Origin of the sequence: Bacteroides sp. FSHCM14E1, assembly GCF_019633785.1 — a bacterium.
Lineage (GTDB): Bacteria > Bacteroidota > Bacteroidia > Bacteroidales > Bacteroidaceae > Bacteroides > Bacteroides hominis.
Genome location: NZ_JADKYL010000014.1, coordinates 104,587 through 117,445 on the forward strand (window position 1 = coordinate 104,587; position 12,859 = coordinate 117,445).

At 41.2% G+C, this 12,859-nt stretch carries 10 protein-coding genes; 5 read left to right on the plus strand and 5 right to left on the minus strand.

Going from position 1 to position 12,859, the window contains the following annotated elements; translation table 11 throughout:
• Positions 1–173: 173 nt before the first annotated feature.
• From ISX59_RS18165 to ISX59_RS18185, 5 genes are all read right to left on the minus strand, one after another.
• Positions 174–704, minus strand: coding sequence for a hypothetical protein (locus ISX59_RS18165; protein WP_234059415.1), 531 nt, complete (start codon positions 702–704; stop codon positions 174–176).
• Positions 705–786: 82 nt separating this feature from the next.
• Positions 787–1,968, minus strand: a complete 1,182-nt coding sequence (locus tag ISX59_RS18170) for a 6-bladed beta-propeller (protein WP_005822422.1) — start codon at positions 1,966–1,968, stop codon at positions 787–789.
• A gap of 219 nt (positions 1,969–2,187) precedes the next feature.
• The gene (locus ISX59_RS18175) at positions 2,188–3,312 is read right to left on the minus strand and encodes a 6-bladed beta-propeller (RefSeq protein ID WP_032539112.1); all 1,125 of its coding nucleotides are present in this window, start codon (positions 3,310–3,312) and stop codon (positions 2,188–2,190) included.
• A 35-nt stretch (positions 3,313–3,347) separates the two neighbouring features.
• Complete coding sequence (locus ISX59_RS18180; RefSeq protein WP_032539222.1) at positions 3,348–3,638, minus strand: NVEALA domain-containing protein; 291 nt, start codon at positions 3,636–3,638, stop codon at positions 3,348–3,350.
• Between the two features lie 106 nt (positions 3,639–3,744).
• The gene (locus ISX59_RS18185; protein ID WP_005822425.1) at positions 3,745–5,139 is read right to left on the minus strand and encodes a hypothetical protein; all 1,395 of its coding nucleotides are present in this window, start codon (positions 5,137–5,139) and stop codon (positions 3,745–3,747) included.
• A 688-nt stretch (positions 5,140–5,827) separates the two neighbouring features.
• Here ISX59_RS18185 and metG point away from each other — a divergent pair.
• From metG to ISX59_RS18210, 5 genes are all read left to right on the plus strand, one after another.
• Positions 5,828–7,867, plus strand: coding sequence for a methionine--tRNA ligase (gene metG / locus ISX59_RS18190; protein WP_022012088.1), 2,040 nt, complete (start codon positions 5,828–5,830; stop codon positions 7,865–7,867).
• Positions 7,868–7,984: 117 nt separating this feature from the next.
• On the plus strand, positions 7,985–9,430 hold the full coding sequence (locus ISX59_RS18195; RefSeq protein ID WP_005781688.1) for a lipopolysaccharide biosynthesis protein: 1,446 nt from the start codon (positions 7,985–7,987) through the stop codon (positions 9,428–9,430).
• A gap of 3 nt (positions 9,431–9,433) precedes the next feature.
• Positions 9,434–10,618 (plus strand): glycosyltransferase, encoded by a 1,185-nt coding sequence (locus ISX59_RS18200; protein WP_022012087.1) that lies wholly within the window; start codon positions 9,434–9,436, stop codon positions 10,616–10,618.
• A 12-nt stretch (positions 10,619–10,630) separates the two neighbouring features.
• Positions 10,631–11,638: a glycosyltransferase family 1 protein gene (locus ISX59_RS18205; RefSeq protein WP_220576134.1), complete on the plus strand. Its 1,008-nt coding sequence runs from the start codon at positions 10,631–10,633 to the stop codon at positions 11,636–11,638.
• 2 nt (positions 11,639–11,640) lie between these two features.
• The gene (locus ISX59_RS18210; RefSeq protein WP_032539111.1) at positions 11,641–12,840 is read left to right on the plus strand and encodes a glycosyltransferase family 4 protein; all 1,200 of its coding nucleotides are present in this window, start codon (positions 11,641–11,643) and stop codon (positions 12,838–12,840) included.
• The last annotated feature ends 19 nt before the right edge of the window (positions 12,841–12,859 follow it).

A 12,859-nucleotide genomic window follows, 5' to 3' on the forward strand; every position in this document is an offset into this window, starting at 1 on the left:
GTATATACCAGGAACAGTGAGCGGACAGGTACTTCTCCAAAATCGAGTGTACGGAAACAGGATATAAGGTCCGTCACCCAACTCCAAAACCCGCTTTACATCCTAAGTGAGAATACCACACACTCCAAAGAAATAACAACAACACTGTTTTCTACGAGTCAATCAAATTTTATCTAAGGAATTCTAAAATAATATTGTAAAATCTGGCGAAGATATGTTTTTGTTACGCTACTTTCATCTATTTGCGGAACATACGTGCTATTTATCCTAAAATTAGAATCAATTATAAAAAAATAGGGCCGTTCTATATCCGGAATACATTCATTCAGATTAGCACCTATATTAAATATTGGATATTTTATTTTTGAAATTCTTTTAAATTGCTTCATATAGAAATTACTATCATAATTTGTAAGCAATATAATATGATCAGCACCTATTGAGTCAACATACAGATTCAATAATTCTATTTGCTTATTTACACAAGTATTACAATTTAATTCAGAGTAACGTAACACTAACTTATTTCCATCAATAATCTTTGAAAGGGTTCTTTTATTCCCGTTAGTATCAAAGACTTCCAATGAAGGATTCAACACCTTCCCATTAGCCCTCAACTCATAGTTTCTAATTTCCCGCTCAATTCGATGACTACTCTTTTTTACAGAGTCTTCATTAACTAATCGTATAATAGTATCCTGCATCCTATCAGAGGTACTATTCCGTTTAAATATATATATGTTAAAACAGAGTAATAGTACACATATAATCAGAATTAAAAAATAATTAAGTTTCATCGTTTCTTATTTTACACTTTATAAGTACTGGATTATCATCTATATCCAGAGAATCAATTAATCTTTTCCATGTTTCTACTCTACCTTTATCTCTAAAGGTATTAGGACTAAAATGATTTTTCCACAAATTCAGGAGTTTAACAGGTAACCATGAAATAAAGTAATTATCTTCAATCAAAAAATTATGTGGAATAGTCAGATTACCTTCTTTCCTGACTCCCAATTGTCTCCCTATTTGATATTGCCCCGTTTTTTTATCAACTAACATATACCTATATTCCTTACCATCAACATAAGTACCTAACATCCATTGGTCTGAATGTTGAAGGTGAATTGGACCTCTTACATACCCCTCTTGGAAAGCTAAATCCATTATTTCATCTCCACTATGACTTTCTTTAAAATCATCAGGTATACTTCGTTTTGAAAACTTCAATGTATATACGGGGATAGCTTTATCTTTATTTACTTGATAGATTGTATCACTAAGGGCATAAAAAATAAACGACCGCTCACAAACCCGACTACATTGCTCCTCAATAGACCACGCACTTCTATTTACCGCAATTTTTTGAGAAAAAGGTAAATAAGACTCCATACTCGAATTTCTAAGATCAAGCCGATGGAGATTATAACATCCAGAATCTGCAGGGAAATATCCCGAAACAAAGTAAAGGATATCCGGATATGCAACAATCGAGTGATGATGAGGTTTATAGCGAATATCACCTACAAACCGATTTTCTTTTATACTATATACCAAATATTTATGAAGATTATAATCTTGAATCAGTAACGAATCTCCGGTTATAGTAAAATTACTAATTGTGCTATATTCTCCAGGTCCTCCTCCTTGGCTACCTATACTTTTTACAAATTTCCCATTTTTATCAAACATGAATATTTTTTGGCTAACATAAGGATCAGAAACAAAAATAAATTGATCGGTAAATGATACTTTTTTTATTTCTCCTATAAGACACTCATCACTGGTTTCCAATTTTATAATTTCAATCGAATCAGTTAAGATGCATGATAAATCCAAATCATCGGTAAAACGATCCGGATCTATTATAATGTCAAAAGTTTTATTTTGTTCCAGAATTCCATTTTTTGAACCAATACAACTCGCGCAAATAAATAAGAATAATAATAACAGATATTTTTGCATGTTTTCTATACTAATGCCACATGATTATTTTACCTCTCTACACGGCCAGCTATTGCATGTGCCATTAGTACCATCACAAATTCCTTTTTTGCCAGGAACCGTTACATTTATGATATGGTCCGCACCTTCAAGGAATACACTGGCAAATAGAATAATACCTACCATCCATTTTGTACTTCTCATAATCTATTAATTTATAGTTAATTATTTATGTTTCTCTTATTTCACCCGGCATCTAAATATGACGGGATTATCATCATCTTGAGATAAATCAATGATAGATTGTATTCTTTGTTTGTCAGCCGGATTAGTAAATTCAGCTTTATCAAAATACCTCCTCCATAACTTCAAACTTTGCATAGTATCCCAAAAAATCAGATAGTTATCCTCTATAAAAAATTCATTATTTATAGACTTTCTATCCAAACTATTAAAACGCAACAGTTTTCCCATCTGGGAACTATAATCGCGCTTATCAATCAAAAAATATCTGAGTCCTTTTCCTTCTGTGTAAGTTCCTAATATATATCCAGCAGATTGTTGTAAATGAACAATTCCGGAAATATGTCCTCCTTGTGTAGAAGATGTCCGGTCTTCACCATTAGGGAAGTGAATGACGCATTGAGGTGAGACTGTCAATTTATCAATCTGATATATGGTATCATTTGATCGATAATAAGCAAAAGACTTTAATTTATCTATCCGCCCACAAGGATGATTTATTGTCCAAGCCGGCTCGTTTGCAATACGATCTGCCGTAAAAGGCAAATAACCTTCTGTTTTCCGCATACTTAAATCATATCGGAAACAATTATAATCACCTATTGGAGAAGTAAAATAGTTAGATATAAAATAAAGATAATTATCAAGTGCAACCACTCCGGAATGATGAGCATTATAGGGTATATCATCTTTAATTTCATCAGCTACCATATCATATACAACATACTTATTCTGATAATAATCCTGGATAAATACAGAATCCCCTTTTATCGTAAAATCTCCAATTACACTGTATTCACCAGGACCGTTTCCCTTATTGCTAATATAACGGATAAACTTGCCCTCTTTATCAAACAGATATATCTTTTGACTTACACGTGCATCCGAGACTAATATATACTTGTCAGTAAATGAAATCTTGTTAATAAAGCCAATAAGGCAACTGTCCGTTGTCTCTAATTTGATTACTTCTATCGAGTCCTTCATCATAACAGAGATATCTAAGCTCTTCAGGCAACTATCCGGATGCATAGCAATAGTAGGAATAGGACCTTGCAATGTATTTCGCTGACAACCTATGCAGCAAAAAACTACTAATATAAATAAATACAGTTGTTTCATCCTCTATTTGATTATAACCAGACTTCTGTGCATGGTCAACTTCTACATGCCCCTTCGGTACCATCACAAATACCAATTCTGCCTTCAACAGGGATATGCTCTAACCTACCCGTGCTTTCATCAAAAACTTCATTATTAAGATAGCACACATGTTTAGTTGCTATTCTCATATCACTACCTATTCCACCTTCCGGAAAGGCGAGACTCTCAACATTAACCAACATAATGTCTTCTATTTTCTTATTTTTTTGATTACTCTTAACGATATTAACTACCGTAAACAAGCTTATTAATAATACACCAACTACTGAAAATTTAACTTTCATATATTTCATTTTTATAATTTTGCGCAATATAATAAAAAATAAAAACAAATTCAAAACATTTTCTTATTTATAATATAAAAACAGATACCGGCAAAAGTTTCATCTGTCAATAGTACACCGGCTTGCCACCCTCCAATAAGAAAGGACGCTGCATATGCCCCATATATGTATCGCCGTATACCAGAAACAGTGAGCGGACAGGTACCTCTCCAAAATCCAGTGTACGAGAATCTTTAGAGGTTACTTCTTTTAGTGGTTGCCAGCCATCTTTCCAATAAAGCAGCGTATAAGGTTCGTCACCCAACTTCAAAACCCGCTTTACATCATAAGTAAGAATACCATCCAACAAAGTAGGCTGCCGAGTCGGAGTAATGAAGTGAATGCTATCCGGGGTCATCACAAACGGATCACCTATCGGAAACAACTTTCCCTCCTTATCCGCCACCTGAAAATAAAGTAATCCGTAAGGCAACACGCGGTGCAATACACTGTTATCTTTCACTCTTCCCTGCGACACTACCTTGAAAGTTCCACGATTAAAAGTAGCGATATAAGCCACCGTATCCGATGTATGCACAGGTAACCGGACACTGTCGGACAAATAATACTGGGCAGTCACCCCCTTCAGTAAGCGATTGACCAATTGCGCATTCCAACGGTTGCGCTCTATTTCCGGCTCTGGTTGGCGTTCATAACAAACACGCTGCACCAAAGGAGCAATCCATCGATTCCGCTCCGGTTCACGCTCATAAGGAGAAAAGTAGAAAAATTTTCCGTCTTCATCGGTAAAACTGTTGTAAGCATGTCCTCCGTTTACCTTACCGTGGTATGGAAGAATATCCAGATTCAGCGGGATACCGACAGCGCGCATCAATTGAACCGCATTCAATGCCAGATGATCACAGGTACCTCCGCCCAGCTTCTCTATCAACTCGATAGAGAAGTCCCCCGGTATTTTGGCAGCATCATGAAGATATTTCTTTCCATGTTGTGAGTTAAAGAAGAAAACGACCTCCTGCATGGTAGCTCCTGCCCGTGCCAACGAGTCGGCCGTCGTCTTATAACGCATATAGTAGTAAGAACGCCACCGGTCCAAAGGCTCCTGTTTTAACCGATAAGGCAATATATTCCGGCAAAACTCTCCAAAAGACAATTGTTTGCACCAAGAATATTTTTGCCAAACCTCAAAAGCTAAATCAATGTTTTCTATCAAATAGTCGGCAGTAATACACGTTAAGTCCGGTTCAGGCTCTTGCCGTATATAACAGCTATCACTTTCTTGAAGCAAATAACGGATGGTCCCTTTACCAATCATATTTTCGATCAAAAAGCAGGCAGCTTTATGTTTCAACGAATCGTCTTCGTAATGCCCTAATACTTGTTGAAGTTCCTTCCGATTGTCTCCTGCCATTGTGAGAGCCAACTTTAACGGAGCATCATGTATCGGCGAACAAGAAAAATGAAGCAAAGACAAAAGCAATATGCCAATAAAGTGTTTCATCAGAAATCAGTCTTTAGTTTTTCAAAGTTAACAAAATTGTTCTTTCCCAAAGATATATCTTTTTTATAACGATACAGAGAAAACAGTACGTTATTTTAATACATCCCGATTTGTCACTCCCAATTTTTCGGACACACTTTATATATAACATTGAATATACTCACCACGAAGTTAAAATCAGAAGTCCTAAAGATGGCATTCAAAGTTTATCCGAACCCTCAGAGAAACAGTTTCCTTCACACATCTTTCTTCATCTTAGCGTTGAAGATACACATCTTGGCGTACAAGATATACATCTTAGCACGCAAGATGCACATCTCAGCAGCTAAGATGAACTATAACTACCGACAAGAACAAGTTTACTTCCGGTTCTTTAACTTTTTGAGAAGAACAGTGTGCTATTTATAATCAAACCCTTAACATTGATCTTTCCCTTAACGGACAATATTGGTCCATCACACCTATATCCCAAACCGGAAGCATGCAACCGGAGACACAAAAGAACTCTCAGTCCAACTGTTCCACCCCGCCATTTTATTCATTCCTTAAGATCATGATCTTTATTGAAATTAACAAAGAGTATGGGGGTATTATTCAAATCATCCACCTTATTTATAAAGAATTCATCAGAAAGTCGTTATCTTTGCACGTTCCCAAGTAGATAACAATAAATACACGCAATATATCAATGGAAAAGAACTTTAAAAGAACTACCGTCACATCGGCACTGCCGTATGCGAACGGTCCCGTCCATATCGGCCATTTGGCCGGTGTATATGTACCGGCAGACATCTATGTCCGCTATCTGCGACTGAAAAAAGAAGATGTACTTTTCATCGGAGGTTCCGACGAACATGGGGTACCCATCACCATCCGTGCCAAAAAGGAAGGTATCACTCCGCAGGATGTGGTAGACCGCTATCACTTCCTGATTAAGAAATCATTCGAAGAATTCGGTATCTCGTTTGACGTATACAGCCGTACATCGTCCAAAACACACCACGAACTGGCTTCCGACTTTTTCAAGACCTTGTATGAAAAGGGTGAGTTCATCGAAAAAACTTCAGAACAATATTATGACGAAGAGGCACACCAGTTCCTGGCCGACCGTTATATCACCGGAGAATGTCCGCATTGCCACTCGGAAGGTGCTTATGGCGACCAATGTGAAAAGTGTGGAACTTCACTTTCACCTACCGATTTGATTAACCCGAAAAGTGCCATCAGCGGAAGCAAGCCGGTCATGAAAGAAACCAAACACTGGTATCTGCCACTTGACAAACATGAAACATGGCTGCGCCAGTGGATATTGGAAGATCACAAAGAATGGCGTCCGAATGTATACGGACAGTGCAAAAGCTGGCTCGACATGGGTTTGCAGCCACGTGCAGTCAGCCGTGATCTGGACTGGGGTATTCCTGTGCCGGTAGAGGGAGCCGAAGGTAAAGTCCTCTATGTATGGTTCGATGCCCCGATCGGTTACATCTCAAATACGAAAGAGCTGCTTCCCGATTCATGGGAGACCTGGTGGAAAGATCCTGAAACCCGCCTGGTTCATTTTATCGGAAAAGATAACATCGTATTCCACTGCATCGTATTCCCTGCCATGCTGAAGGCTGAAGGCAGCTATATTCTACCGGATAACGTACCGAGCAACGAATTCCTGAACCTGGAAGGAGACAAGATATCGACCTCGCGTAACTGGGCAGTGTGGCTGCACGAATACCTGGAAGACTTCCCCGGAAAACAGGATGTATTACGTTATGTATTGACAGCCAATGCACCCGAAACCAAGGATAACGATTTCACCTGGAAAGACTTCCAGGCACGCAATAATAACGAATTGGTAGCCGTTTACGGGAACTTCGTGAACCGTGCGATGGTATTGACACAGAAATACTTCGAAGGTAAAGTACCTGCTGCGGGTGAACTTACTGATTATGATAAAGAGACGCTGAAAGAGTTCTCCGACGTTAAAGCTGAAGTTGAAAAACTACTCGATGTATTCAAATTCCGCGACGCGCAGAAAGAGGCGATGAACCTGGCCCGTATCGGTAATAAATATCTGGCTGACACAGAACCCTGGAAGCTGGCAAAAACTGACATGGAACGTGTAGGCACTATCCTGAATATCTCTCTGCAACTGGTAGCCAACCTGGCCATTGCTTTCGAACCGTTCCTTCCGTTCAGTTCGGAACGCTTACGCCGGATGCTGAATATGGATAGCTTCGACTGGGCAGAATTGGGACGAAACGACCTGCTTCCTGCCGGACATCAACTGAACAAGCCGGAACTACTGTTCGAAAAGATAGAAGATGCCACTATTGAAGCACAAGTACAGAAGCTGCTCGATACGAAGAAGGCAAACGAAGAAGCAAACTACAAAGCCAAACCAATCCGCGCCAATATCGAGTTTGACGACTTCATGAAACTCGATATCCGTGTAGGCACCGTTCTCGAATGTCAGAAAGTGCCTAAGGCCGACAAACTGTTACAGTTCAAGATAGACGACGGACTGGAGACACGTACCATCGTCAGCGGTATCGCACAACACTACAAACCGGAAGAGCTGGTAGGCAAGCAAGTCTGCTTCATCGCCAATCTGGCTCCACGTAAACTGAAAGGCATCGTCAGCGAAGGTATGATCCTGAGTGCCGAAAACAATGACGGCAGCCTGGCTGTCGTAATGCCCGGACGGGAAGTGAAACCCGGAAGTGAAGTGAAATAAGTAATAAAATAAAGGGTGTACTCAGGGCTCTATTGAATGGGGCTCTGGGTGCACCCTCTGTTTTTTTATTCAACCGTACTAACGTTTTAAGAACGAAAAGGAGGAATCTGCTTTAATATGACAGAGCAATCGCTAAAAGAGAAAACAGCCAAAGGATTATTCTGGGGAGGATTCAGCAATGGCATCCAGCAATTACTGAACCTTCTGTTCGGAATCATCCTCCTTCGTATGCTGGATGCAACGGACTACGGCATGATAGGCATGCTGGCCATATTTACCGCTATAGCCAATTCCATACAGGAAAGTGGTTTTACTGCCGCTCTCGCCAATAAGCAAGTGTTCCGTCATGAAGATTACAATGCGGTGTTCTGGTTCAGTTTTCTGATGGGGGCATCGCTTTATCTGCTACTCTTTTTCTGTGCCCCTCTTATAGCGGATTTTTATAAGACTCCGCAGCTCGTTCCCTTATCCCGTTTCCTCTTCTTAGGATTTCTGATCTCCAGTTGCGGGACCGCCCACAATGCGGTGTTGTTTAAAAAACTAATGGTAAAAGAGAAAGCGAAAGCTACGATTATCGCACTACTTTGCTCGGGGACCATAGGAATCGTAATGGCATACAACGGAATGGCTTTCTGGGGCCTGGCCGTACAGCAGATCACTTATATTTCCATCGCCAATGCGTTACTGTGGCACTTCTCTCAATGGCGTCCCACTTTTTCATTTAATTTCAAACCCATCAGAGAGATGCTTCCATTCAGTAGTAAGCTACTTATCACCAATGTATTCCATTACATCAATGATAATATATTCTCTGTTCTTCTGGGACGTTTTTATACCAGTCAGGATGTAGGATATTATACCCAAGCCAACAAATGGACCAATATGGGATTCTCACTGATCAGCAACATGATCAACGGGGTGTCTCAGCCTGTCCTGGTCGAAACCTCTTCCGACGCCATGCGACAGAAAAATATATTTCGGAAGATGCTGCGTTTTACAGCCTTCGTATCGTTTCCCTCCATGTTCGGACTGGCATTGATAGCCAACGAGTTCATCGTAATTGCCGTCACCGCCAAATGGCAGGCATGTGTACCCATCATGCAGATTCTTTGCATCTGGGGAGCATTTGTCCCCATTACTTATATGTACTCCAATCTGCTGATCAGTAAAGGAAAATCGAATCTGTTTATGTGGAATACCATTGCACAGAGCCTGGTTCAACTCACAATACTTCTTTGTACGATCTCACAAGGCATACTCGTCATGGTCGCGATTTATACGGTTATCAACATCGGCTGGCTGTTGATATGGCATTACTTCGTAAACAAGCAGATACACATTACCCTGTGGGAGGCCCTGAAAGATATCACCCCGTACCTACTGATTTCCATAGCAGTCATAGGCGCCAGCCATTTCTTAACACTCGGCTTCCACAACCTTTATGTGTTGCTGATACTCAAGATAACAATAGCCGTGAGCCTTTATGTATTCATCATGTGGATCGGCAAATCGGTGATTTTCTTTGAAAGTGTACAGTTTATCCGGAAAAAACTCCAGAAATAAGCTATGAATATCCTGATTCAACAAACCAAAGCATTTCCTCACCGTGCCAATAGTTTTTATTGGTTCTATGCGCAACTGACCGAATGGCTGACTGCACACGGGGTAGATAGCAAACTTTACTTTTCGTACCTGGAACTGGCTGACAGTGAATTTGAGAACGGGCTCTTGCTGCCCGATCATTATCCTCAGTTCTACACTCCCCGGAACATCGAGGCAATCTGTGAATTTATTGTCGATAAGAAAATAAATGTAATTCTTGACTACTCACATGTCATCACCGGAGACACACGCAGATATTACCTTGAAATCAGGAAAAGAAATCCCGGTATAAAAATATTCACGATGATTCACAACTGCCCCAGCCACACAACGCAGTTGAAACAATACGAATTGTCTACACTCCGTTTTAAGGATGTACGCGGGGCAAAACAATTCTTTCAATGGATGTTGCCACAACTTTATATCAACTTGTTAAAAAGAGTGGTCAGCCACCAGAACCGTTCAGCCTACGACACGCTTGATGAAGTAGTGCTGCTTTCGCCTGCCTATATCCCCGAGTTCAGAAAACTTATCGGTAAAAAAGATGCCCGGAGGCTATCTGCCATTCCCAATGCTATACAACCTGTACATAGCGTCATCCCAATAGAACAGAAGGATAAAGAAATTATCTTTGTGGGCAGAATGGCAACCGAAAAGGCATTACCCAGATTATTGAAAATATGGGAAATGATTCAGGATAAACTGCCGGACTGGAAACTTACACTCGTAGGAGACGGACCGCGATTCGACACATGCCGGCAGATCATCAGGGAAAAAGAATTGAAACGTGTCCGACTGACAGGTCATCAAATGTCTATTCCCTATATCGACCGTGCACGGATCATCTGTCTGACTTCTGTCATAGAAGGATTGCCCACCGTATTTACGGAAGCGATGTCATTAGGGGTAATTCCCATCGGATTCGACTCTTTCAATGCAATCTACGATATGATAGATGACGGGGTAGACGGATTTATTATCCCCGACAACAATTATGAGCAATATGCGGCAACTATTCTTCGTTTAGCCGGAGATGACACACTTCGCTGCCGGATAGCCCATAAAGCACAAACCCGTAAAAGCAGGTACGACATCGAACATGTAGGCCCGCTATGGATGGACACTTTCCGCAGACACGGATTAATTTAACAGAAGAGCACCATGAAAGTAACGATCTATCCTCATTCTACCAGTAAGGGCGATATACGGGTTAACCCGTATATCAGCGACTTTATCCAAACATTGGAACAAAACGGAATGATAATAGCCAATCCTCCGCATAAGAATCCACTGTTCAGCCTTATCCCGCAGAAAACGGACAGTGACGCTTATATTTTTCACTGGCTGGAGAATGTGCCGGATTATAAATATGGAGTATTACAAACCCTCGCTGCGATCTGGCTCCTTTTCAAAATCAAACTGCACAACAAAAAAGTGATATGGTTCCTGCACAACAAACAGCCTCACATAATGAAGCACCGATGGTCGAAAAAGCTATTGATAGGCCTCCTTCTCCGCAAAGCGGATTTGATAGTGACCCACGCCACAGAAGGTATAAAAGTTGTTCAGGATCAATACCCGAAAGCTGTTCCCAGAACGATATTCTTACATCACCCCACAAAGAACCGGATAGAAGAATATATGCCTCAACCGGCAGAAACCGACCTGTTGATCTGGGGTAATATCTCCCGATACAAAGGAGTGCCGGAATTCGTGCGCTTCGCCACGCGACATTCACTAAAGCTCAAGACTAAAATTATCGGCAAATGCAGCTCTACGGAACTGCTGAAAGAGTTGCGGACAGAAGGTAACGACAGGATCAGTATTGAGGACCGGAGTATCCCTTTTGACGAATTAAAACAAGAGATACGCAAATCACACTTCGTACTGATACCCTATGCTGCCGAATCAATCCTGAGTTCGGGAATACTGATGGATTCTCTTTCATTCGGAGCTCAAGTAATCGGGCCGGATGTAGGCTCTTTCAAGGACTATGCAGCCGATCCTTTACTGAACGTATATACTTTTCATACGTTTGAAGACATACCGGACCTTGTCAACAAAGCAAACAAGGCGGTAAACATAGCCGATTACAATCGCTTCCTCGACACACACAGTTGGAACGAATTCGGCAAAGAATTCCAAAATTTACTTCTGAAAATAATATAGTTATGAAAGTTCTCTATACATTCGGCGGAATGCCCCATTACCTGAACGCCATGCTCAACAAGCTCCACGAAAAGGGAGTGGAAGTCACAGTCGTTACTCCACAAAAAGGAAATGCCACCATCGGCAAAGGGGTAAAAATGGTAGAAGGAGGTACATACAGGCATCTCACCAGTACCGAAAAGAAAGCATTTTACGGAAAAAGCGCTTACCCTGCCTTACCGGAAATAGTGCGTGAAGAACGACCGGACATTTTAGTAATGGGATGGCCCTACTTCCTGCAAGTATTCTTCCAACCCGGATTGAGAAAAGCTATGAAGGAGTGCCGGACACGGTTGGTGATTCGCGAGATTCCTTTCCAAACCCCTCCCTATGGAAAAATTAAAGAGTATTTCCGGAAAAACCCGATGTACGACGAAAATATGAGGCTGGTGAGTACCGGAACCGGCTTTTACCTTAAACAATGGCTCACGGCCAAAATACGCAAATATTGCTACGCACGTGCCACTGGAACACTGAATTACTCAACGGCCGCATACGATATCCTCCCTTCGTATGGTGTGAAGCGGGAACAGATACATGTTACTTACAACTCTACAGACACAGAATCGTTGCTGAAGGAAAAAGAAGCTGTTCTCGCCTCGGCTCCGCTTCTTCCCCACTCCGCCAAACGTGCCTTGCACATCGGCCGGTTGGTGAAATGGAAAAGAGTAGATCTGCTGATCGACGCATTTCCCAAGGTTATCGCTAATCATCCGGACGCAGAACTGGTCATAGTAGGTGACGGACCGGAACTGGATAACTTAAAGAAGCAAGCAGCCGAACGGAACCTGACGGATCGGATTCGTTTCATCGGTGCAGTATATAACCCCAAAGAATTGGGAGCTTATATGAACGAATCAACAGTCTATGTACTGGCAGGCATGGGAGGTCTATCCATCAATGATGCCATGACTTACGGATTACCTGTAGTCTGCTCGGTATGCGACAGCACTGAACGTGATCTGGTAACGGACGGAGTGAACGGACTCTTCTTCAGGGAAGGTGATGCCGGCAGTCTGAGCGACAAACTTAACGAACTGTTCGCCTCTCCCGGACGTTGTGCCGAGATGGGACGTGAATCGGAACGAATCATCCGCGAGAAAATCAACATTGAAACGGTAAGCGAACGTTATTTGCAAGCTTTCCGAACTTTTATGCAGTAAAAATGGAGTACGATAAAAA